The sequence below is a fragment of the Salmonella sp. 741265116_PST genome (genome assembly GCF_046567715.1).
GTDB lineage: Bacteria > Pseudomonadota > Gammaproteobacteria > Enterobacterales > Enterobacteriaceae > Salmonella > Salmonella enterica.
The window spans coordinates 26,161-47,985 of the sequence record NZ_JBKFPH010000024.1; the positions used below are offsets into that span (position 1 = coordinate 26,161).

Here is a 21,825-nt window from a genome sequence, read left to right on the forward strand (position 1 = left end):
TCATAACGCGGCGCGTAACGCGTCGCGAATCAGTGTTTCACTGCTTGCGTCCGGACGAGCGATCTTGCTTACCATCCGACTGGCTTCTTGCGGTTTATAACCCAGCGCCACCAGCGCGGCAACTGCTTCTTGCTCAGCATCTTCCGAGGTTGGGCTGGCCGGCGACGTCAATACCAGATCGACCGCTGGCGTAAAGAGATCGCCATGTAGCCCTTTAAAGCGGTCTTTCATTTCGACAATCAGCCTTTCGGCGGTTTTCTTGCCGATACCCGGCAGCTTCACCAGTGCGCCAAGCTCTTCGCGCTCAACCGCATTCACAAACTGCTGCGCCGACATGCCGGAGAGGATCGCCAGCGCCAGCTTAGGCCCGACGCCATTCGTTTTAATTAGCTCTTTAAACAGCGTGCGCTCTTGCTTATTGTTGAATCCGTACAGCAACTGCGCATCTTCACGCACCACAAAGTGGGTGAAGACGATTGCCTCCTGCCCGGCCTCCGGCAGCTCGTAAAAGCAGGTCATAGGCATATGTACTTCATAGCCTACGCCCCCTGTCTCCAGCAGCACGATCGGGGGTTGTTTTTCGAGAATAATGCCTCTGAGTCTGCCTATCACATGACGCTCCTGCGTAAAGGGCTGAAAAGATAATGCACTATCATAAAAAAAGACTGGATGTTTATCCAGATGAAAAACACGTATCCCGATATTTCTCTACTCCGACAACCCGCGATGGTTAACGACGGGTACGCTCCCCGCTGCGTACAAAATAAGTCGTACACTCATTGACAACTTTTTGCGTCCTACGCGAATAACTTTTTGCCAACATGCCGTGGCGCACGTTCGGTAGTCTTCAATAATGAGTATCCTGATAACACTAATACCGGAGCCAGACGCAACCCGATATGGCGAATACAATATCGCAGTCGGGCTTGCAAGCCTCCCGCAATGCTAGCGCTTACCGCAACGCCGACTACGATAAAGAGACGATGGACGCCGTGACTATCAATATCAGCCAAACGAAATGTTACCACTAATAATGTATCCAGTACGAATGCAAACAGCGGAACATCGGGTCCCCAAAAAACAGATCCGAGAATAGATTTAATAACATTAACCACCAACGCTGAATTTAATCGCATGTTGTTTTATCGTCGCGCGCAACAGATTTTAATTCGCCATGACACAATAAATATTGTACAAACTCATTTTTCATGCCATCGAAATTCACGGCTGGTATCCCTTCTGAATAACTATAATAAATATTCACATACTCTTCGCTACTAAAAAGTGTCTGTCGTTTTGCTGCTAACCCACGGCCTTTTGCTGCAATATACTGGAAGCAGTGGCCGCTGGCGCCACAGCTCCGCCCATCATCAACAATATATATATCGGCAGCGTTAAACAACTGTTCCAGCCAGCACTGGCGAATCGTTCCGACCGCACAAACCAAAAATAATGATGCGCTAATCATCCACCCGGATTTTTTTACCGATGTCATAGCCAGGAAAGCCATAAAGCACGCTGCCTGCAGGCACAAAACCAGTTCTTTATTCCCGGCAACCAAATGCCACTGGTTAAATACTAAGGTAATGAAAACTGAACTCAATGTTGCCAACAGTCTGATTCTGAACCGCCTGGCAGGGAGAAGTAAAAATAATAATGAAATCGTCCCTGGCTTTAATAAAAAAACAACGGTATTAGCCTCTGTCATATCAATACTCAAACAATAACAAAAACTAATAAATAGATGAAAGATAATAGCAACAAAAATATAAGGAAAATAAAATACCCAACCTATTTTCATTGGTTTATCATCAACCACGTCATACTCCCTGTCAATATAAGAGATCAGATGATGAGAAATTTACCACCTTAATTCCCCCCAGATATATTTGCGACATTAATTCCAATAAATGAAATATTCACCATACATATTTCGATGACACTAAGAGCCTATCCCACCAAGCGTTATTGGCGCAGCCAGTTTGGACACGGACAGCGCGCAAAAACCGGAGCGTACACGTAGTACGTGAGGATTTTGAGCACTGCCCAGGTCCAAAATGGCAAGTAAAATAGCCCTAATGGGATAGGCTCTAAGGCTTGTCATTTATCTGGTATAATGCTAACTACCCTGTAGAATAAATAAAAGGAATTTATTTCAAATAATGGAATGCAGAGATGAAAAAACATTATTCTGTCCAATATGAAACCGGGGATATCGTCTTTACCTGTATAGGTGCCGCGCTATTCGGCCAGATATCCACCGCTTCACAGTGCTGGAGCAACCATGTTGGGATTATTATTGGTCATAATGGTGATGACTATCTGGTGGCGGAAAGTCGCGTCCCCCTCTCAACCGTCACCACGCTGTCACTGTTTATACAACGTTCAGCCGGACAACGTTACGCGGTTCGTCGCCTGTGCGGCGGCCTGACGGTCGAACAGAAACTCGCCATCATGGAACAGGTTCCCGCCCGGCTGAATAAGTTTTATCACACGGGGTTTAAATACGAGTCATCGCGCCAGTTCTGCTCGAAATTTGTGTTTGATATCTATAAAGAAGCATTGTGTATTCCGGTAGGCGATATTGAGACATTCGAAGAATTACTTCACAGCAATCCTGATGCGAAACTCGCCTTCTGGAAGTTCTGGTTTTTAGGTTCAATCCCGTGGGATCGTAAGACGGTGACGCCAGCCAGCCTGTGGCAACATCCCAATTTAGAATTAATTAGCGCCTGTGGAATTGAAACCCCTCAACGCGAGGCTGAGGGAGAATGATTTAGCGCAACCTTCCCCGCGCCAGATTGAGTCGGCTCTCGCTCATTTGCATCGCGTTCTGGCTGACGTGGCAATGCGTAATGGCAATAGCCAGCGCATCCGCGGCATCGGCCTGCGGGTTAGCGGGGAGCTTCAGCAACGTGCGCACCATATGCTGTACCTGGCTTTTCTCCGCGCTACCAATACCGACGACGGTTTGCTTCACCTGACGCGCCGCGTATTCAAACACGGGCAGTTCCTGATTGACCGCGGCGACAATCGCGACGCCGCGCGCCTGTCCCAGCTTGAGGGCTGAGTCGGCGTTCTTCGCCATAAACACCTGTTCGATAGCAAAATAGTCCGGCTGGAACTGCGTGATGATTTCCGTCACGCCTGCGTATATGAGCTTCAAACGAGACGGCAAATCATCGACTTTGGTACGAATACATCCGCTGCCCAGATAGGTCAGTTGTCTACCTACCTGGCGGATAACGCCATAACCGGTAATGCGCGAGCCGGGGTCAATACCGAGAATAATCGACACGCTATACCCCTTGCCCGTCGGCGTTTAACAGCACCATTACAGGGTCGCCGCCACCTCATCAGAGATCTCACCGTTATGGTAGACTTCCTGAACATCGTCACAGTCTTCCAGCATATCGATCAGACGTAGCAATTTCGGCGCGGTTTCCGCATCCATATCCGCTTTGGTTGACGGGATCATGGACACTTCGGCGCTGTCCGCTTTCAGACCCGCCGCTTCCAGCGCGTCACGCACTTTGCCCATCTCTTCCCAGGCAGTGTAAACATCAATCGCGCCATCATCATAGGTCACAACATCTTCCGCACCGGCTTCCAGAGCGGCTTCCATGATGGTGTCTTCATCGCCTTTCTCAAAGGAGATGACCCCTTTCTTACTGAACAGGTACGCCACTGAGCCATCGGTACCCAGATTACCACCGCACTTGCTGAAAGCATGACGCACTTCCGCTACGGTACGGTTACGGTTGTCACTCAGACACTCAATCATAATGGCCGTACCGCCAGGACCATAACCTTCATAGATGATGGTTTCCATGTTCGAGTCTTCATCACCACCCACACCGCGAGCGATGGCACGGTTCAGAGTGTCGCGGGTCATGTTGTTGGCCAGCGCTTTATCTACGGCCGCGCGCAGACGCGGGTTGGCATCCGGATCGCCGCCGCCCAATTTAGCTGCCGTTACCAGTTCACGAATAATTTTAGTGAAGATTTTACCGCGCTTGGCATCCTGCGCAGCTTTACGATGTCTGGTGTTGGCCCATTTACTATGACCTGCCATAAATATTTCCTCAAAAAAAGCGCGCCTTTTCAGGCGACGTTAATGACAAACTCTTCAATCGCTTGCCGGTTACTCCAGGACTTGGTAAGCGCCGCCGCGTCAGGCGCATCAAGCCACTGGTACGTCAGATGTTCAGTGAATATCACCTGCCGCTCATGCGGTAACGCAAGGCAGAACCAGAATTCTGTATTGTGCATGACGCCCGGCGCATAGCGATGACGTAAATGTGTAAAAATTTCAAACTCCACCGTACGTTGGCAGTCGATTAAGGTCAGTTGCTCTGCCGCAACATCAATCGTGACCTCCTCTTTGACTTCACGTATGGCGGCCTGCAACGCGGTCTCCCCTTCTTCTATGCTGCCAGTCACTGACTGCCAAAAATCCGGGTCGTCGCGTCGCTGCAACATTAACACCCGTTTCGTATCCTGCGCGAAAATAACCACCAGGACCGAAACGGGGCGCTTGTACACTTTACCCTTCACGCGACCTCGTTGTTGGCTGTTGGGTGACGCCGCGCATTGATGAGACTCGCCCTTGCGGGCCGCCGCGATATCACGCGAATGATGTCGTGTACATTGTTCATATCAGTTATTCTCGGCTTTCTGCACAACCTGAATCCCCAACTCCGTCAACGCTGCCTGGTTGGCGAAACTCGGCGCTTCGGTCATCAGACACGCGGCGGCGGTCGTTTTCGGGAAGGCGATAACATCACGAATATTGTCGGTGCCGGTCAACAGCATGGTCAGACGGTCCAGACCAAACGCCAGGCCCGCGTGCGGCGGCGTACCGTATTTCAACGCATCCAACAGGAAGCCGAACTTCTCGCGCTGCTCCTGCTCATTGATACCGAGAATACCAAATACGGTTTGCTGCATTTCACCGTTGTGAATACGCACCGAACCGCCGCCCACTTCATAGCCGTTAATCACCATATCGTAAGCATTAGCGACGGCTTCTTCCGGCGCAGTTTTCAGTTCAGACGCCGTCATATCACGCGGGGCGGTGAACGGATGGTGCATCGCGGTCAGACCGCCTTCGCCGTCGTCTTCGAACATCGGGAAGTCAATCACCCACAACGGCGCCCATTTGTCTTCGTCGGTCAGGCTCAGGTCTTTGCCCAGTTTCAGACGCAGCGCGCCCAGCGCATCGGCAACCACTTTTTTGTTATCTGCGCCGAAGAAGATCATGTCGCCGTCCTGCGCGCCGGTACGTTCAAGGATAGCGTCGACAATGTCGGCGGTCAGGAACTTGGCCACCGGACTGTTAATCCCGTCCAGACCTTTCGCGCGCTCGTTAACTTTGATATATGCCAGGCCTTTCGCGCCGTAGATCTTAACAAAGTTACCGTAATCGTCGATCTGCTTACGGCTAAGCTGTGCGCCGCCCGGCACACGCAGCGCTGCCACGCGGCCTTTCGGATCGTTAGCCGGGCCCGCGAAGACCGCGAACTCTACCGATTTCAGCAGGTCAGCGACATCTACCAGCTCCATCGGGTTACGCAGGTCTGGTTTGTCGGAACCGTAACGACGTTCCGCTTCGGCAAACGTCATGACCGGGAAATCCCCCAGATCCACGCCTTTCACTTCCAGCCATAAATGGCGCACCAGCGCTTCCATCACTTCGCGCACCTGTGGCGCGGTCATGAAGGAGGTCTCGACGTCGATCTGAGTAAATTCCGGCTGACGGTCAGCACGTAAGTCTTCATCACGGAAGCATTTGACTATCTGATAGTAACGGTCGAAACCGGACATCATCAGGAGCTGTTTGAACAGCTGCGGCGACTGCGGCAACGCGTAGAATTTACCTTTGTGTACGCGGGACGGTACCAGATAGTCGCGCGCGCCTTCCGGCGTGGCTTTGGTCAGCATCGGCGTTTCAATATCAAGGAAACCGTGATCGTCCATAAAACGACGCACCAGGCTGGTAATTTTGGCGCGGGTTTTCAGGCGCTGCGCCATTTCCGGACGACGCAAATCCAGATAGCGGTACTTGAGACGCGCCTCTTCGGTATTAACGTGGTTAGCGTCAAGCGGCAGTGAGTCTGCGCGGTTGATGATAGTGAGAGAGGACGCCAGCACTTCAATTTCGCCGGTCGCCATATCCGCATTGACGTTTTTCGCGTCACGCGCACGCACGGTGCCCGTAACCTGAATGCAGAACTCATTACGCAGTTCAGAGGCCAGCTTTAACGCGTCCGCACGATCCGGATCGAAGAACACCTGCACAATACCTTCGCGGTCGCGCATATCGATAAAGATCAGGCTGCCAAGATCACGACGACGGTTGACCCAACCACACAGAGTCACCTGCTGCCCCACGTGGGACAGACGTAGCTGTCCGCAATATTCTGTACGCATGAGATATCCCTTAACTTAGCCGCAGGCGGATTGTTGCCTGCCATGCAGGCGACGAAGTCGCAGCTTTAGCTGTATGTCACAACTGGATGAAAAAAGGCGGCTATTATACTGGAAATTCTGCCGCACGATAAGAGTCAATCCAGCATGGGAGCGATAACTTGCCCGTTTCATGCGGTATCGACGCCTGGTTCATACTGACTGTACCCGGGTTTTTCACGCGGGTATTGCGTATGCTCACAAAAATTAACAATATTTGTCGCCGCTTTCCTCTTTAATCGCGCTTAAGGTGTAGTGAAATCCGCTATTTTTAGGAGAGTGATTATCATGCTGAAACTCAACGCGACCACAACCGCCCTGGTGGTTATTGATTTACAGGAAGGAATTCTTCCGTTTGCCGGCGGCCCGTATACGGCAAATGAGGTGGTCGCCCGCGCCGCGCGGCTGGCGGAAAAGTGTCGCGCCAACGGCTCGCCCGTGGTTATGGTACGCGTCGGATGGTCTGATGATTATGCCGAAGCGTTAAAACAGCCGGTGGATGCCGCAACGCCTGCGCACGCGTTGCCGGAAAACTGGTGGACCTGGCCTACGGCATTGGGTAAAAAGGACAGCGATCTGGAAGTGACTAAACGCCAGTGGGGCGCGTTTTACGGCACCGACCTGGAATTACAGCTTCGCCGCCGGGGTATCGACACCATCATATTGTGCGGGATCTCAACCAATATCGGCGTCGAATCCACAGCGCGTAACGCCTGGGAGTTGGGATTTAACCTTATTATTGCCGAAGATGCCTGTAGCGCCGCCAGCAGTGAGCAGCATCAGAGCAGTATGACGCATATTTTCCCGCGCATTAGCCGGGTACGCAGCGTAGAGGATATTTTAAACGCCTTATGATCTACATTGGCTTGCCGCAATGGTCGCACCCGAAATGGGCGCGGCTCGGCATCACCAGTCTGGAAGAGTATGCCCGCCACTTTAACTGCGTGGAGGGCAACACCACGCTTTACGCGCTGCCGAAAGCGGAAATTGTCGATCGCTGGTATGCGCAAACTACGGACGATTTCCGTTTTTGCTTTAAATTTCCCGCCACCATTTCTCACCAGGCCGCGCTGCGCCATTGCGACGATCTGGTACAGGCGTTTTTTACCCGCCTGGCGCCGCTGGAAACGCGTATTGGCCAATACTGGCTGCAGTTGCCCGCCGCCTTTGGACCGCGCGATCTCCCCGCCTTATGGCAGTTTCTTGATGCGCTCCCCGCCACGTTTACCTATGGCGTAGAAGTTCGTCATCCGTGTTTTTTTGACAAGGGTGAGGATGAACAGCGGCTCAATCGCGGGTTACACGCGCGCGGCGTAAACCGCGTGATCCTGGATAGTCGTCCGGTACATGCCGCCCATCCCCACAGCGAGGCCGTCCGCGACGCGCAGCGAAAAAAACCCAAAGTCCCGGTACATGCGGTCGTGACGGCCAGCCATCCGATGGTGCGTTTTATCGGTAGCGACAATATGGCGCAAAACCGTGAGTTTTTCGCCGCCTGGTTGCAGAAACTCCCGCAGTGGCGGCAGACCACCACGCCTTTTCTGTTTTTACATACTCCGGATATCGCGCAGGCGCCGGAACTGGTAAATACACTTTGGCATGATTTACGCAGCGTCTTACCGGAAATCGGCACTGCTCCGTCCATTCCACAGCAATCTTCTCTTTTCTGAAAATGCCCCCTATCATAGACAGTGCCATCAGCCATTTTAAAAGGGAGTTTGTATGGTAAGCGCGCTGTATGCCGTTTTGGGTGCGTTATTATTAATGAAGTTCTCTTTTAATGTCGTTCGCTTGCGAATGCAGTACCGTGTCGCCTATGGCGACGGCGGTTTTAGCGAATTGCAAAGCGCCATCCGTATTCATGGCAACGCGGTGGAATATATTCCTGTCGCGCTGGTGCTGCTGCTGTTTATGGAAATGAACGGCGCCGAAACGTGGATGGTGCATATCTGCGGCATCATTTTAATCGCCGGTCGGCTGATGCATTATTACGGTTTTCACCACCGCCTGTTCCGCTGGCGGCGGGCGGGGATGAGCGCGACCTGGTGCGCATTGTTGCTGATGGTGCTGGCAAACCTGTGGTATATGCCCTGGGAGTTGGTTTTCTCCCTGTATTAGCGCACAATATGCGCCTTTATTTTTCCCGGATGTATACGTTATGTCTCACCGCGACACGCTTTTTTCTGCGCCTATCGCCCGTCTCGGCGACTGGACTTTTGATGAACGAGTAGCCGAAGTTTTCCCCGACATGATTCAGCGTTCGGTACCAGGCTACTCCAACATCATCTCCATGATCGGCATGTTAGCTGAACGCTTTGTGCAGCCGAACACGCAGGTCTACGATCTGGGCTGCTCGCTGGGCGCCGCGACGCTGTCTGTTCGGCGTAATATCCGCCATGAGCATTGTCGCATTATCGCCGTCGATAACTCCCCGGCCATGATTGAACGCTGCCGCCGTCATATTGATGCGTATAAAGCGCCTACGCCGGTTGAAGTCGTTGAAGGCGATATCCGCGATATCACTATTGAAAACGCCTCGATGGTGGTGCTGAATTTTACCCTGCAATTCCTTGAACCTGCCGAACGCCAGGCATTGCTGGATAAGATTTACCTGGGGTTGAATCCCGGCGGCGCGCTGGTACTGTCGGAAAAATTTAGCTTTGAAGATGCGAAAGTGGGCGAGCTGTTATTCAACATGCACCACGATTTTAAACGCGCGAATGGGTACAGCGAACTGGAGATCAGCCAGAAGCGCAGTATGCTGGAAAACGTGATGCTCACCGACTCGGTGGAAACACATAAAGCGCGCCTGCGTCAGGCGGGTTTCGAACACAGTGAACTGTGGTTCCAGTGCTTTAATTTCGGGTCGCTTGTCGCGTTAAAAGCCGGAGTTGCCGCATGATCGAGTTTGGTAACTTTTATCAGCTCATTGCTAAAAATCACCTCTCCCACTGGCTGGAAACATTGCCCGCGCAGATTGCCGCCTGGCAACGCGAGCAGCAGCATGGCTTGTTTAAACAGTGGTCGAACGCGGTAGAATTTTTACCGGAAATTACGCCCTGGCGGCTGGATTTACTGCACAGCGTCACGGCGGAAAGCGAAACGCCGCTCAGCGAAGGTCAGCTAAAGCGTATTGATACATTGCTGCGTAATCTGATGCCGTGGCGTAAAGGCCCGTTCTCGCTTTATGGCGTAGATATTGATACCGAATGGCGCTCCAACTGGAAGTGGGATCGCGTACTGCCGCATCTGTCAGATTTAACCGGCCGGACGATCCTTGATGTCGGCTGCGGCAGCGGCTATCACCTGTGGCGGATGATTGGCGCGGGCGCACATCTGGCGGTCGGCATCGATCCTACGCAGCTTTTCCTCTGCCAGTTTGAGGCGGTGCGTAAACTGTTGGGTAACGATCAGCGCGCGCATCTGCTGCCGTTGGGCATTGAACAACTCCCGGCACTGAAAGCATTTGATACCGTCTTCTCGATGGGGGTGCTTTATCACCGTCGCTCGCCGCTGGAGCATCTGTGGCAGTTAAAAGATCAGTTGGTCAACGAGGGTGAACTGGTACTGGAAACGCTGGTCGTCGACGGCGACGAAAATACCGTTTTGGTGCCGGGTGACCGCTACGCGCAGATGCGTAACGTCTATTTTATTCCTTCCGCGCCGGCATTAAAAAAATGGCTGGAAAAATGCGGCTTTGTTGATGTGCATATCGCTGACGTTTGCGTCACTACCACCGAAGAGCAGCGCCGTACCGAATGGATGGTTACCGAGTCGCTGGCCGATTTCCTCGACCCGAACGATCGCAGCAAGACGGTGGAAGGCTATCCCGCCCCGCAGCGCGCGGTGCTGATTGCGCGTAAACCGTGATGGATTGCCGAATGACCGTTACGTATAGCACCGTTTCTCCAAAATAGTTCAAGTTGCAGCAAGGCGGCAACGCAGCAAATCCCCGGGAACGTAGGTAGCTACGTGACCGGGGTGCGCGAGGCGGCCAACGCTGCTGCGGCTTGAAATATGAAGGAGAAAAAAAGGCCCCTGTTGAATTGGCAGGGGCCTGGTACGAGCAAGCATCATATTGGGCGACATGATGCAACGGTAAAAATCATTTGGCCTGATGGCGAACAATGATTCCTTTCATTTCAGCGACCGCCGCACCCTCTACCCTATAGCGAGAATACTCGTCCGCCTGTATATCGGCAGACATCGATAACCCCTGATTGCGATAGCGCATCGGCGAAGGCAGTAAGACTCCGGCGGAACTGTGTACTTCCCGTACTCCGGCATCGAGGAAATTCTGCAGGTTATTTGCACGAACCCCCGCACCAGCCATAATGATTGGAGCATCCCCCTGGGCAATAAGTTCCATAATTATTGATAAACCTTGCGCCGCATCGGCTTTTTGCCCGGAAGTCAGTACTCTTGCTACGCCTGCGTCAGCCAGATTCTTTAGCGCATTGAAGGGATTAGCGCACATATCGAAGGCGCGGTGGAATGTCACCGCCAGCGGTCCGGCCGCCGCTATTATTTTTTCCATTCGCGACATATCGACATCCCCATCAACGGTCAACACGCCAGTAACCAGCCCGGGAAACCCCAACTCTCTGACGAGGCGGATATCTTCCAGCATGGCGGCAAATTCGCCGTCAGTGTAATAAAAATCCCCGCCGCGAGGACGAATAATCGGATGTACGGGAATCGTAATATGCTCGCGCACGCTGCGTAAGACGCCCAGCGAAGGCGTAAGCCCCCCTTCTTTCGGCGCGGCGCACAGTTCGATACGATCCGCGCCGTTTCGCTGTGCGCTGAGCGCGCATTCCATGCTGTAACAACAGATCTCAAGTAACGCCATATTCACTCCGCTCGGCAGGTTAATGGGCCGCCTGTTCGCTGGCGACAATCGCTTCAATCGACCATGGATGAAATTTTACCGTGACGCGGCCATCGGTCACGGCCAGCGTAGGGTTTGGCAAACGTTCATGCTCGCCCTGTGGCGAACTGGTTTTAACCACTATCCCCGGCTGACTAAGCCCCTCATCCGACAACAACGCCAGGGCCCTCGCGTTCAAGGTCTCCGGCTCGCCGGGCAGCACGATTTCAATATGCTCCCACCCTTCGTGTGGATAGCGTTTTTCTCCCGGCCACGGTAATTCAATAACAGAAAACCGCCAGTGTTCCACACATACCGGCTCATGCAGTTTAAACAGACAAATCGGCCTGCCGTTGATGATATTTTCCGACAGTAGCTCGCCGCATTGTTCAAAACCGCGACGCCAACGCTCCGCCGTCGTATTCTGGTGACAGCGCAATGAAATGTGATCGGCCTCAAGGGCGCTAATCTGCAGACCAAGGCGAGTGGAAAGTTCTCTGAACGCCAGAGTGAATCGCGGTAAATCTGCGGAAATATCATGCAGTTCGTCAATGTGTTGCCAGTTCGCCATATCAGGACGCTCTTCTTGCTGTGAAAACCGCTAATTTACGCTGTTGCGCCCCGGCAACCAACCTTTGATTTGATTGGGCGTTTATTGAATGCTTATGCAGATTATTGTTGCGTATATTTCAGGCGACGCACCGCGCGCGCAATGCTGACGCCAACGGGCATTTGCAGTATACTCCCGCCCTAATTCTTAAACTGGCGCGGGCAATACAGTCCGCTTCATAAACGTAAGGTATTCCGGTGAATATTCAGGCTCTTCTCTCAGAAAAAGTTAGTCAGGCCATGATTGCTGCAGGCGCGCCTGCAGATTGCGAGCCCCAGGTTCGTCAGTCAGCCAAAGTTCAGTTCGGCGACTATCAGGCCAACGGCATGATGGCAGTTGCGAAAAAACTGGGTATGGCCCCCCGACAACTTGCAGAGCAGGTGCTGACTCATCTGGATCTCAGCGGCATCGCCAGCAAGGTTGAAATCGCCGGCCCTGGCTTTATCAATATTTTCCTCGAACCGGCTTTTCTCGCTGAACAGGTGCAACAGGCGCTGGCCTCCGAACGTCTGGGCGTTTCTCAGCCGACTCGTCAGACGATTGTCGTCGACTACTCCGCGCCCAACGTCGCGAAAGAGATGCACGTTGGTCATCTACGCTCCACGATTATCGGCGATGCGGCAGTGCGCACGCTGGAGTTTCTGGGCCATCATGTTATTCGCGCTAACCACGTCGGCGACTGGGGCACCCAGTTCGGTATGCTTATCGCCTGGCTGGAAAAACAGCAGCAGGAAAACGCGGGCGACATGGCGCTGGCGGATCTCGAAGGATTTTACCGCGATGCGAAAAAGCATTATGACGAAGATGAAGCGTTTGCCGAGCGCGCGCGTAACTACGTCGTCAAATTGCAGAGCGGTGATACCTATTTCCGTGAGATGTGGCGTAAGCTGGTTGACATCACGATGACGCAAAACCAGATCACCTATGATCGCCTGAACGTCACTTTGACGCGTGACGATGTGATGGGCGAAAGTCTGTATAATCCGATGCTGCCGGGCATTGTCGCCGATCTGAAAGCCAAAGGCCTGGCGGTTGAAAGCGAAGGCGCAACGGTGGTTTTCCTTGATGAGTTTAAAAACAAGGAAGGCGACCCGATGGGCGTTATTATTCAGAAGAAAGATGGCGGTTATCTGTATACCACTACCGATATCGCCTGCGCCAAATACCGTTACGAAACGCTGCACGCCGACCGCGTGCTCTACTATATTGACTCCCGTCAGCACCAGCACCTGATGCAAGCCTGGACCATTGTGCGCAAAGCCGGTTATGTACCGGATTCCGTTCCGCTGGAACACCACATGTTCGGCATGATGTTGGGTAAAGACGGTAAACCGTTTAAAACTCGCGCGGGCGGTACGGTGAAACTGGCGGATCTGTTGGATGAGGCGCTGGAGCGCGCGCGTCGTCTGGTGGCGGAGAAGAACCCGGATATGCCGGCTGACGAGCTGGAAAAACTGGCTAACGCCGTCGGTATTGGCGCGGTGAAATACGCCGATCTGTCAAAAAACCGCACCACTGACTATATCTTCGACTGGGATAATATGTTGGCTTTCGAAGGTAATACCGCACCTTATATGCAGTATGCCTATACGCGTGTGCTGTCTGTTTTCCGTAAAGCGGACATCGACGAGCAGGCGCTGGCGAGCGCGCCGGTTATTATTAGCGAAGATCGCGAAGCGCAGCTCGCTGCCCGTCTGCTGCAGTTTGAAGAAACCCTGACGGTGGTCGCGCGTGAAGGTACGCCGCACGTCATGTGCGCGTATCTGTATGACGTCGCCGGGCTGTTCTCCGGCTTCTACGAGCACTGCCCTATTCTCAGCGCTGAGAATGACGCGGTTCGCAATAGCCGCCTAAAACTGGCGCAACTGACGGCGAAGACGCTGAAACTGGGTCTGGATACGTTGGGTATCGAAACCGTAGAACGCATGTAAACGCGCCGTCGTTAACATCATCAGGCCTGACTCCGGGTAACGGACTCAGGCCTTTTTATTGCCACTGCGGTATATCTGTAACAAATCACAAGGAATGACACATTTCTATAGAGAGATGGAACATCTTTTACCTGTGCTGGCGCTGACCGCACCGTATCATTAGGCGGCGGATTGTTCAGGTACAGGTAATGACTTTTAAAGACTTTGATGCGGAAGAGAAACTCTTCCTGAGACGTGTGATTGTGGCGTTTGGTGTAGTGGTTGTCTGCTTTGGTATCCTGATCTTCAACCTCTATAACTTGCAAATCCGTCAGCACCACTACTACACTACCCGTTCGAATGAGAACGATATCAAGATGCTGCCCGTCGCGCCCACGCGCGGCATCATTTACGATCGCAACGGCATTCCGCTGGTGCGTAACGTAACCTGGTATGATATCGCGGTTACGCCCTATAAAATTGCCGATATGGATGCGCTGCTAAAACAGCTCACCCCTATTGTTGATCTCTCCCCCGATGATATCGCTGACTTTCGCCATGCGCTAAAATCCAGTAGCCGCTATCGTCCGGTGGTGCTCAAAAACGCGCTAACGGATGTTGAAATCGCACGCTTTGCGGTCAATCAGTTTCATTTCAACGGCGTCACGATCAATAGCTATCAGGAACGGCAATATCCTTACGGCGCGGAGCTGGCGCATGTGCTCGGTTACGTGTCAAAGATAAACGATAACGACCTTAAAGCGCTGGATAAAAAAGGGCTGGCAGAGAATTACGCGGCGGACCATAACATCGGTAAACAGGGGATTGAGCGTTACTACGAAAACGATCTTCATGGCAAAACCGGTTATCAGGAGGTCGAGGTGGATAATCACGGGCGTATTGTCCGCCTGCTGAAAGACGTTCCTCCCATCGCGGGTAAGAACATTCACCTGACGTTGGATCTTCATTTACAAGAGTACATTGAAAGTTTGCTGGCTGGGCAGCGGGCTGCCGTACTGGTTGAAGATCCGCACGATGGTTCAGTGCTGGCGATGGTATCTATGCCCAGCTACGACCCGAACCCCTTTGTAAAAGGCATTAGCTATCAGGATTACGGCAAACTGCTGCACGATAAAAATCTGCCGCTGATCAACCGCGTGACGCAAGGGCTTTATCCCCCGGCGTCAACGGTTAAACCCTATATGGCGATGTCCGCGCTGCTAAGCGGGATTATTACGCCGCAAACTACCTTCTTTGGCGCGCCAACCTGGATGCTTCCCGGCACGCAGCGACATTACCGGGACTGGAAAAAAACCGGACACGGTATGCTGGATGTCACTAAAGCGATTGAGGAATCTGCGGATACCTTTTTCTATCAGGTCGCTTATATGATGGGTATTGACCGTATCGACACGATGTTGTCTCAGTTCGGCTATGGCAAACCGACGGGCATCGACCTTAATGAAGAGTATGAGGGGCTGCTTCCCAGCCGCGCATGGAAACAGCGGGTCCATAAAAAAGCCTGGTATCAGGGCGATACCATTTCTGTCGGCATCGGCCAGGGTTACTGGATTGCCACCCCCATCCAGATGGTAAAAGCGATGGTGGCGCTCATCAACAACGGTAAGGTGATTGCCCCTCACCTGTTACTCAATGAAGAGAGCGGCAAAACGGTGGTTCCGTATCGTCCTTCCGGAACACCGTCACAGATAGCCGATCCGGCGTCGCCATACTGGGGACTGGTACGTCAGGCGATGTATGGCATGGCGAATGCACCCAACGGAACGGGCTATAAGTTCTTTCACACCGCGCCCTACGGCATTGCGGCCAAAAGCGGCACGTCGCAGGTATTTAGCCTGAAAGAAAATCAGACCTACAACGCGAAAATGATCCCTATTCGCCTGCGCGATCATGTGTTTTATACCGCTTTTGCACCGTATAAAAACCCTAAGGTCGCTATTGCCTTGATTCTGGAAAACGGCGGAAGCGACGGCGTTACCGCCGCGCCCGTCATGCGAAAAATCCTTGACCACCTGTTTGATCCACAGGCTGATACCACGCAGCCGGGTCAGGCGCCATAGTCAAATAAGCAAAGCGCCATCAGACAAGGATACGCCCGGAATATCCGCATACATCAGAAATAATTACGCAGGTATTCCGTCAAACACAGCATTGCCATCGCCTGCCCGTAAGGCATAGAGGTCAACGGAATGTGACGGTAAAAATCGAGATCGTGGCCCATGCCAGTGCCAAATGACGTTTGCAGTAGTTCGCCTTCCGGCGAGATATGTTTCACTATCCCCCGAATAGCTTTTTCCGCCACCTGCGCATAGTGCCGTTCGACATAGCGTTTGCGCACCGCTTTAAGAATACCGTAGGCAAAACCCGCCGTCGCCGACGCCTCAAGATAAGAGTGCGGATCGTCAAGCAGCGTATGCCACAAACCGCTTTCATCCTGACATTTCGCCAGCGCGGCGATCTGCGCATTCAGTACCTGGACCAGGTAACGGCGCACGGCATTATTTTCCGGCAAGTCCAGCAGTTCAAGAAAATCCGGGATCACAATGGTCAGCCAACTGTTGCCGCGCGCCCAGCGAGCGTTAGCGAAGTTATGATGACCGTCATAGCTCCAGCCGTGGAACCATAGCCCCGTCTCTTTATCCATCAAATTCTGCACGTGTAGCAGGAACTGATAGGTTGCCTCTTCCACATATTCCGGCCGGTTCAACAGCTTACCGATTTTCGCCAGCGGCAGCACCGTCATCATTAGCGTGTCGTCCCACATCTGCTGATGATTTTCCTCCGCCAGCGTGATGTGCTGCATACCGCCGTGATCGGTACGGGGCATTTCATTCATCGCCCATTCGGCCCACGTTTCCAGCCACGGTAAATACGCTGGATTGCGCGTCTCTTCATAGCGATACGCCAGCGTTAAAAACGGCGCCATCGTATTAACGTTTTTCGTCGTCGCGCCTTCCGCAAAACGATCGGCAAACCAGTCATCAATAATCTTACGCATCGTCTGGTCGCCGGTCTGTTGGTAATAGTGATACATTCCGTACAGGCCCACGCCGTGCGTCCACTCCCATCCGGCCCAGCCTTTAGTATCGATCACGCGTCCGTCGTCCAGTCGCAATAAAAATTCGCCTGTCTCATCTTTAATATTGACCAGATTATGCGTCACCTTTTGAATCAAGGCTTTTAGTTCATCTCTGGCGATAAAATGCTCAGGCTGGCGCAATAGCGGACTGTGTTTGACTGGATAAACCATCATTTGCTTAACCTCTGTGTAATGTCGAATTCAGTGCTGCGTGCAGTTTTACCGCCAACGCAGTCGATTCGCTACAGTAAAAGCTAAGCTGGGCGGAAACCTTTTTGTTTCTGCCATTGCCAGAGCGTAAATGGCAAAAACGCAAAGAGTCCGGCAACCTATCTCACCATTTTATAAAACGGCGTTTCTATTTATTCAAAAAGAGAGTCAGGTCTGCTACCTGGCAAAGAAAGGGGCGGTTAGCGGTAGTTCACAATCACCTGGTTGCTCCGCACTTTTAACGCCGGGATAAGTCGGCCGCCGCCGGGGACCTCCCAGACAAAGCGGAGCGGCTCGACTGCGGGAACATGAGCAAAACCGTGGGTCGTGCCACTCTGACCATCAAGTTCTACGCAACGGGACTGGGAACATAAACGTACCCGTAATCCCGCGGGAGTCGGGCCATTCAGTTCATAACGCCAGGCGACCAGCGTCATCACACCGGAAACCGGCTGACGCGCCGACAATGGCGAAGACGATGCGGAAACGCCCCGGTAATTTAAGGTTACGCCCATACCGCTATCCTGCCACGCGCCTTCGCCTGCGGCCTGAACCGTCAGGGGAAAGAGCAACAACGCCAGCCATTTACGCATTATTTTCCTCCAATGGTCGCCGTCATGCGGATATGACGGTTATCGGAAAGCTCAAGGTTCGACAACACCACTAGCTGCGGTAAACTGCGCCGCAAAAAGCGGGACAATAATGGACGTAGCGCATGGTTAACCAGTAATACCGGCGGCGCGCCAAGCATCTCCTGGCGAGAAAGCGCCTCTTGCGTCTGCGCCAGCAGGCGATCTGCCAAACCCGGCTCAAGACCGCCGCCGCCCTGCAATGCCTGAAGCAGCAAACGCTCCAGCGCGGTATCCAGGCCAATCACCTGCACTTCTTCATTACCGGGGAACCACTGTTGCGTAATCGCTCGTCCTAATGCCACGCGTACCACGGCGGTTAATTCATGCGGATCGCTTTGTAACGGCGCATGTTCCGCCAGCGTTTCCAGAATAGTGCGCATATCGCGAATCGGGACTTTTTCCGCCAGTAAGTTTTGCAGGACTTTGTGTAAAGTCGTGAGGGTCACGACGCCGGGGACCAGATCCTCCGTGAGTTTAGGCATCTCCTGAGAGACACGATCCAACAGTTGCTGCGCTTCCTGGCGGCCAAACAGTTCGGCGGAGAATTGGCCAATCAAGTGGTTAAGGTGCGTCGCCACAACGGTACTGGCTTCCACGACGGTAAAACCCTGGATTTGCGCCTGCTCTTTCAGGGCGCTTTCAATCCAGATGGCATCAAGGCCAAAAGCTGGATCGACGGTTTTCTCGCCCGGTAGCGTTCCCGCCGCCGTGCCGGGGTTAATAGCCAGCCAGCGTCCCGGATAGGCGTCCCCGCTGCCGATCTCTACCCCTTTCATCAAAATACGGTAGCGCGCAGGCTGTAAATCCATATTGTCGCGAATATGGACCACCGGCGGCAGGAACCCCATATCCTGAGCGAATTTTTTACGAATGCTGCGAATACGTCCGAGCAATTCACCATCCTGTTGAAAATCCACCATCGGGATCAGGCGGTAGCCCACTTCCATTCCCAGTGAATCCTCAAGCTGTACGTCATTCCAGGTGGCTTCGACCACCGAGTTATTTTCCGGCATTTTTACCGGCTGCGGCTCCTCCGGCGCTTTTTCTTCGCGCCCGCGCAGCCACCATGCCAGGCCGAGCAAAGCGGCGGTAAAGAGTAAAAATACCAGGTTAGGCATTCCTGGCACCATGCCAAGCAGCCCCAGCACCGCCGCCGCCAGCAGCATCACCCTTGGATTGCTGAACAGTTGGCCAACCATCTGCTCGCCTACATCCTGATCGGTACTGACGCGGGTCACAATGACGCCCGCCGCCGTGGAGATAACCAGCGCCGGGATCTGGGCGACCAGGCCGTCGCCAATGGTCAGCAGGGTGTAGCTTTCCGCCGCGCTGCCCATGCTCATTCCGTGCTGCAATACGCCGACCAGCAGCCCGCCGACCACGTTAATGACCATGATGAGAATACCGGCGATGGCGTCACCGCGTACAAATTTACTTGCCCCGTCCATCGAGCCATAGAAATCGGCTTCCTGAGTGACTTCCGAACGCCGTTTTTTGGCCTCGTCTTCACCAATCAGACCGGCATTAAGATCGGCGTCAATCGCCATTTGCTTACCGGGCATACCATCCAGCACAAAGCGCGCGCCGACTTCGGCAATACGTCCGGCGCCTTTGGTGATGACCATGAAGTTGATAATGACGAGGATGATAAAAACCACAATCCCGATCGCAAAGTTACCGCCGACCAGGAAATGACCAAACGCCTCCACCACCTTTCCCGCCGCCGCCGCGCCGGTATGCCCCTCCATCAAAATAATACGCGTTGAGGCCACGTTAAGCGCCAGACGCAGTAGCGTGGTAAACAGCAGGATGGTCGGAAACGCGGCAAAATCCAGAGTACGCTGGGTAAACATCGCCACCAGCAGCACCATGATCGATAGCGCAATATTAAAGGTAAACAATAAGTCGAGGATAAAAGCAGGTAGCGGCAGCACCATCATCGACAAAATCAGCAGAATGAGGATCGGCCCGGCAAGAATTTGCCATTGCGTCGATTTCAGGTTGCTGGGCAGGCGCAGCATCGCGACCAGATTAGCCATCAGTATTCTTCTCGTTCATAAAATCCAGCGCTTCTGGCACCGGAAGGTTCTCAGGTTGTGGAGGACGTTGCCCGCCCGCAAGCCGCCAGCGTTTAAGCTGCCAGACCCAGGCCAACACTTCCGCAACGGCAGCATATAACTGCCCGGGAATTTGCTGGCCGATTTCGGCGTGGCGATATAGTGCCCGCGCCAGCGGCGGCGCTTCTAAAGTGGGAACCCGATGTTCAGCGCCGATCTCGCGAATGCGCAGCGCTATTAATCCAGCTCCCTTCGCAACCACTTTCGGCGCGCTCATTTTGTTTTCGTCATACTGCAGCGCCACGGAATAGTGCGTCGGGTTGGTGACAATGACGTCCGCTTTCGGCACATCTTCCATCATGCGGCGCTGCGCGGCGGCGCGTTGCATCTGGCGAATTTTACCCTTAACATGCGGATCGCCTTCGCTCTCTTTAAATTCGTCGCGAATGTCCTGCCGCGACATGCGTAATTTTTTCAGGTGGCTAAAGATCTGGAAAAACACGTCAAATCCCACCATTGGAATCACGCCCAGTACCACCAGTAACGCGCAGAGTCCAACCAGATCCAGCGCATTCCCCATTGCGACGATCGGCGACTCCGCCATCAGGCGCATCATTTGCGGCCAGTGATGCCAGAGATAAAAGCCGGTAACGCAGCCGACCAGCGTGGATTTCAACACCGCTTTTAGCAGTTCCGCGCCGGTCTGCGCCGAAAACATGCGCTTAATTCCCGGCAGCGGGTTTAATTTAGAAAATTTTGGCTGTAGCGACTTACCGCTAAAAATCAGGCCGCCAAGCATAACCGGCGAGATAAGCGCCACCAGCACCACGCCCGCGATGAGCGGTAGCAGTGCCATCATCGCCGCTTTAATCAGCAAAATTATCTGCCCCAGGATCAGGTTAGGATCGTTCACCATACGGTGATCGAAGTGCAGGCCTGCTGAGAGCATTCCCGCCAGCTGCCGCGCTAACGACTCGCCGCCGAACCAAATAATACAAACGCCCACCAGCAATATCAGCAGTGAGGTCAGTTCTCTGGAACGGGGGATCTGCCCTTCTTCCCGCGCTTTTTCAAGTCGGTGGGGTGTGGGGGCTTCTGTTTTGTCGTCGTCGCTCTCTTCTGCCACGCAGCAAACCCTGGATAGATTGATAAGCGAGAATGATGCCAGAACCGCTTTACGCCAATGGGCAGAGTAAGCGGTAAAAAAGGCGGGGTTTATGGCGTTAATAGAGATAGCCGGATACGATAAGAAAGTCTCGTATCCGGCCGGGTTGACGGATTCGGACCCGATAAGCGCCGCGCCATCAGGTCAAAAAAGCTTAAAAGCCAAGACTGTCCAGCAGGTCGTCCACCTGATCCTGACTGGCAACGACGCCAGCTTTCGAGGTATCCACCTGCGGGCCGTTGAGCAAGCTTTCGTTCTCGCGTTTTGGTCGCGCGCTCTGTTCCGGGATGTTTTCCAGCAGCACCATTAACAACTGGCGTTCAATCTCCTGAATCACGTCCATCATGCGTTTGATCACCTGACCCGTCAGATCCTGGAAATCCTGCGCCATCATGATGTCCAGCAGTTGCGCATTAGTAAAGCTGGTATGGCCCGGGACATCCCTGAGAAACTGGCGCGTATCCGTCACCAGTTCACGGGCGTCGGAAAGCTCGATCGGATTGTCAAACCACTCGTCCCAACGTTGGGTTAGCGCTTTCGCCTCTTTCTCCATCGCATCCTGATGCGGCTGCGAGGCTTCGACACTGTTTAGCGCGCGTTCCGCCGCCTGCGCCGTCATCTGGACGACATAATCCAGACGGTCGCGCGCATCAGGGATCGCCTCCGCCGCTTCGGCAATCGCCTGGTCCAGCCCCAGTTCACGCAGGCTGTCGCGCAGCATTCGGGTCAGACTACCGATGCGCGCAATGATGTCTCCTGCTGAGCCTTCATCAGCAGGCTTGATAGATGGTTGCATCATCATC

General features: G+C 53.4%; 22 protein-coding genes. 9 read left to right on the forward strand and 13 right to left on the reverse strand.

Annotated elements, in window-relative coordinates; genetic code table 11:
• Entirely contained in the window at window positions 1-612 is a 612-nt protein-coding gene (gene ruvA, locus ACLD11_RS16225) for a Holliday junction branch migration protein RuvA (RefSeq protein ID WP_000580335.1), read from the reverse strand.
• A 287-nt stretch (window positions 613-899) separates the two neighbouring features.
• Here ruvA and ACLD11_RS16230 point away from each other — a divergent pair, with 287 nt between their 5' ends.
• Window positions 900-1,031 carry a hypothetical protein gene (locus ACLD11_RS16230; protein WP_411015111.1) on the forward strand — a complete coding sequence of 44 codons (132 nt, stop codon included), beginning with the start codon at window positions 900-902 and terminating at the stop codon, window positions 1,029-1,031.
• A gap of 95 nt (window positions 1,032-1,126) precedes the next feature.
• On the opposite strand, the gene ACLD11_RS16235 is transcribed toward ACLD11_RS16230, so the two are convergent.
• On the reverse strand, window positions 1,127-1,819 hold the full coding sequence (locus ACLD11_RS16235) for a hypothetical protein (protein WP_411015112.1): 693 nt from the start codon (window positions 1,817-1,819) through the stop codon (window positions 1,127-1,129).
• A gap of 356 nt (window positions 1,820-2,175) precedes the next feature.
• On the opposite strand from ACLD11_RS16235, the gene ACLD11_RS16240 reads away from it, so the two are divergent.
• Window positions 2,176-2,775, forward strand: a complete 600-nt coding sequence (locus ACLD11_RS16240) for a YebB family permuted papain-like enzyme (protein WP_000716750.1) — start codon at window positions 2,176-2,178, stop codon at window positions 2,773-2,775.
• Window position 2,776: 1 nt separating this feature from the next.
• Here the strand turns inward: ACLD11_RS16240 and ruvC are convergent, their stop codons facing one another.
• The 4 genes from ruvC to aspS all read right to left on the reverse strand — a co-directional run bounded on the left by ruvC (window position 2,777) and on the right by aspS (window position 6,432).
• Window positions 2,777-3,298 (reverse strand): crossover junction endodeoxyribonuclease RuvC, encoded by a 522-nt coding sequence (gene ruvC, locus ACLD11_RS16245; protein ID WP_000022509.1) that lies wholly within the window; start codon window positions 3,296-3,298, stop codon window positions 2,777-2,779.
• 36 nt (window positions 3,299-3,334) lie between these two features.
• Window positions 3,335-4,075 (reverse strand): YebC/PmpR family DNA-binding transcriptional regulator, encoded by a 741-nt coding sequence (locus ACLD11_RS16250; RefSeq protein ID WP_000907242.1) that lies wholly within the window; start codon window positions 4,073-4,075, stop codon window positions 3,335-3,337.
• 29 nt (window positions 4,076-4,104) lie between these two features.
• The gene (gene nudB, locus ACLD11_RS16255; protein WP_411015113.1) at window positions 4,105-4,557 is read right to left on the reverse strand and encodes a dihydroneopterin triphosphate diphosphatase; all 453 of its coding nucleotides are present in this window, start codon (window positions 4,555-4,557) and stop codon (window positions 4,105-4,107) included.
• A gap of 102 nt (window positions 4,558-4,659) precedes the next feature.
• The gene (gene aspS / locus ACLD11_RS16260) at window positions 4,660-6,432 is read right to left on the reverse strand and encodes an aspartate--tRNA ligase (RefSeq protein ID WP_411015114.1); all 1,773 of its coding nucleotides are present in this window, start codon (window positions 6,430-6,432) and stop codon (window positions 4,660-4,662) included.
• Window positions 6,433-6,756: 324 nt separating this feature from the next.
• Here aspS and ACLD11_RS16265 point away from each other — a divergent pair, with 324 nt between their 5' ends.
• Genes ACLD11_RS16265 through cmoB form a run of 5 tightly spaced genes read left to right on the forward strand, consistent with a single transcriptional unit; the run spans window position 6,757 to window position 10,338 of the window.
• Window positions 6,757-7,323 carry a hydrolase gene (locus ACLD11_RS16265; protein ID WP_023197261.1) on the forward strand — a complete coding sequence of 189 codons (567 nt, stop codon included), beginning with the start codon at window positions 6,757-6,759 and terminating at the stop codon, window positions 7,321-7,323.
• Complete coding sequence (locus ACLD11_RS16270; RefSeq protein ID WP_000639226.1) at window positions 7,320-8,138, forward strand: DUF72 domain-containing protein; 819 nt, start codon at window positions 7,320-7,322, stop codon at window positions 8,136-8,138. Before ACLD11_RS16265 ends, ACLD11_RS16270 begins: the two co-directional genes overlap by 4 nt.
• Before the next feature lie 52 nt (window positions 8,139-8,190).
• On the forward strand, window positions 8,191-8,586 hold the full coding sequence (locus ACLD11_RS16275; protein ID WP_000252975.1) for an MAPEG family protein: 396 nt from the start codon (window positions 8,191-8,193) through the stop codon (window positions 8,584-8,586).
• 40 nt (window positions 8,587-8,626) lie between these two features.
• Window positions 8,627-9,370, forward strand: a complete 744-nt coding sequence (cmoA, locus tag ACLD11_RS16280; protein ID WP_000019609.1) for a carboxy-S-adenosyl-L-methionine synthase CmoA — start codon at window positions 8,627-8,629, stop codon at window positions 9,368-9,370.
• A complete protein-coding gene (gene cmoB, locus ACLD11_RS16285) occupies window positions 9,367-10,338 on the forward strand; it encodes a tRNA 5-methoxyuridine(34)/uridine 5-oxyacetic acid(34) synthase CmoB (RefSeq protein WP_411015115.1) in 972 nt (323 codons plus the stop codon). Before cmoA ends, cmoB begins: the two co-directional genes overlap by 4 nt.
• 235 nt (window positions 10,339-10,573) lie before the next feature.
• Here cmoB and cutC read toward each other — a convergent pair whose 3' ends face one another.
• On the reverse strand, window positions 10,574-11,320 hold the full coding sequence (gene cutC / locus ACLD11_RS16290) for a copper homeostasis protein CutC (protein WP_411015116.1): 747 nt from the start codon (window positions 11,318-11,320) through the stop codon (window positions 10,574-10,576).
• Between the two features lie 19 nt (window positions 11,321-11,339).
• Window positions 11,340-11,909, reverse strand: a complete 570-nt coding sequence (locus tag ACLD11_RS16295) for a VOC family protein (RefSeq protein WP_000024796.1) — start codon at window positions 11,907-11,909, stop codon at window positions 11,340-11,342.
• Between the two features lie 236 nt (window positions 11,910-12,145).
• On the opposite strand from ACLD11_RS16295, the gene argS reads away from it, so the two are divergent.
• Together argS and mrdA are read left to right on the forward strand one after the other, a co-directional pair.
• Entirely contained in the window at window positions 12,146-13,879 is a 1,734-nt protein-coding gene (gene argS, locus ACLD11_RS16300; RefSeq protein ID WP_001025365.1) for an arginine--tRNA ligase, read from the forward strand.
• Window positions 13,880-14,067: 188 nt separating this feature from the next.
• On the forward strand, window positions 14,068-15,939 hold the full coding sequence (gene mrdA / locus ACLD11_RS16305; RefSeq protein WP_411015117.1) for a serine-type D-Ala-D-Ala carboxypeptidase MrdA: 1,872 nt from the start codon (window positions 14,068-14,070) through the stop codon (window positions 15,937-15,939).
• Between the two features lie 53 nt (window positions 15,940-15,992).
• On the opposite strand, the gene ACLD11_RS16310 is transcribed toward mrdA, so the two are convergent.
• The 5 genes from ACLD11_RS16310 to cheZ all read right to left on the reverse strand — a co-directional run bounded on the left by ACLD11_RS16310 (window position 15,993) and on the right by cheZ (window position 21,821).
• Window positions 15,993-17,132, reverse strand: coding sequence for a glycoside hydrolase family 105 protein (locus ACLD11_RS16310; RefSeq protein WP_000989896.1), 1,140 nt, complete (start codon window positions 17,130-17,132; stop codon window positions 15,993-15,995).
• 236 nt (window positions 17,133-17,368) lie between these two features.
• Window positions 17,369-17,761 (reverse strand): flagellar protein FlhE, encoded by a 393-nt coding sequence (gene flhe / locus ACLD11_RS16315; protein ID WP_001233619.1) that lies wholly within the window; start codon window positions 17,759-17,761, stop codon window positions 17,369-17,371.
• A complete protein-coding gene (gene flhA / locus ACLD11_RS16320) occupies window positions 17,761-19,839 on the reverse strand; it encodes a flagellar biosynthesis protein FlhA (protein ID WP_000002392.1) in 2,079 nt (692 codons plus the stop codon). The genes flhe and flhA overlap by 1 nt, the downstream gene beginning before the upstream one ends.
• The gene (gene flhB, locus ACLD11_RS16325; RefSeq protein WP_000797081.1) at window positions 19,832-20,983 is read right to left on the reverse strand and encodes a flagellar biosynthesis protein FlhB; all 1,152 of its coding nucleotides are present in this window, start codon (window positions 20,981-20,983) and stop codon (window positions 19,832-19,834) included. Before flhB ends, flhA begins: the two co-directional genes overlap by 8 nt.
• Before the next feature lie 193 nt (window positions 20,984-21,176).
• Entirely contained in the window at window positions 21,177-21,821 is a 645-nt protein-coding gene (cheZ, locus tag ACLD11_RS16330) for a protein phosphatase CheZ (protein ID WP_000983586.1), read from the reverse strand.
• Between the last annotated feature and the right edge of the window lie 4 nt (window positions 21,822-21,825).

Coding starts and splice junctions, on each gene's coding strand:
- ACLD11_RS16275 (WP_000252975.1), top strand. CDS start 8,191: ATGGTAAGCGCGCTGTATGCCGTTTTGGGTGCGTTATTATTAATGAAG.
- flhA (WP_000002392.1), bottom strand. CDS start 19,839: ATGGCTAATCTGGTCGCGATGCTGCGCCTGCCCAGCAACCTGAAATCG.
- ACLD11_RS16270 (WP_000639226.1), top strand. CDS start 7,320: ATGATCTACATTGGCTTGCCGCAATGGTCGCACCCGAAATGGGCGCGG.
- cheZ (WP_000983586.1), bottom strand. CDS start 21,821: ATGATGCAACCATCTATCAAGCCTGCTGATGAAGGCTCAGCAGGAGAC.
- ACLD11_RS16230 (WP_411015111.1), top strand. CDS start 900: ATGGCGAATACAATATCGCAGTCGGGCTTGCAAGCCTCCCGCAATGCT.
- cmoA (WP_000019609.1), top strand. CDS start 8,627: ATGTCTCACCGCGACACGCTTTTTTCTGCGCCTATCGCCCGTCTCGGC.
- ACLD11_RS16250 (WP_000907242.1), bottom strand. CDS start 4,075: ATGGCAGGTCATAGTAAATGGGCCAACACCAGACATCGTAAAGCTGCG.
- ACLD11_RS16240 (WP_000716750.1), top strand. CDS start 2,176: ATGAAAAAACATTATTCTGTCCAATATGAAACCGGGGATATCGTCTTT.
- cmoB (WP_411015115.1), top strand. CDS start 9,367: ATGATCGAGTTTGGTAACTTTTATCAGCTCATTGCTAAAAATCACCTC.
- mrdA (WP_411015117.1), top strand. CDS start 14,068: ATGACTTTTAAAGACTTTGATGCGGAAGAGAAACTCTTCCTGAGACGT.
- flhe (WP_001233619.1), bottom strand. CDS start 17,761: ATGCGTAAATGGCTGGCGTTGTTGCTCTTTCCCCTGACGGTTCAGGCC.
- ACLD11_RS16295 (WP_000024796.1), bottom strand. CDS start 11,909: ATGGCGAACTGGCAACACATTGACGAACTGCATGATATTTCCGCAGAT.
- ACLD11_RS16310 (WP_000989896.1), bottom strand. CDS start 17,132: ATGATGGTTTATCCAGTCAAACACAGTCCGCTATTGCGCCAGCCTGAG.
- ACLD11_RS16265 (WP_023197261.1), top strand. CDS start 6,757: ATGCTGAAACTCAACGCGACCACAACCGCCCTGGTGGTTATTGATTTA.
- aspS (WP_411015114.1), bottom strand. CDS start 6,432: ATGCGTACAGAATATTGCGGACAGCTACGTCTGTCCCACGTGGGGCAG.
- cutC (WP_411015116.1), bottom strand. CDS start 11,320: ATGGCGTTACTTGAGATCTGTTGTTACAGCATGGAATGCGCGCTCAGC.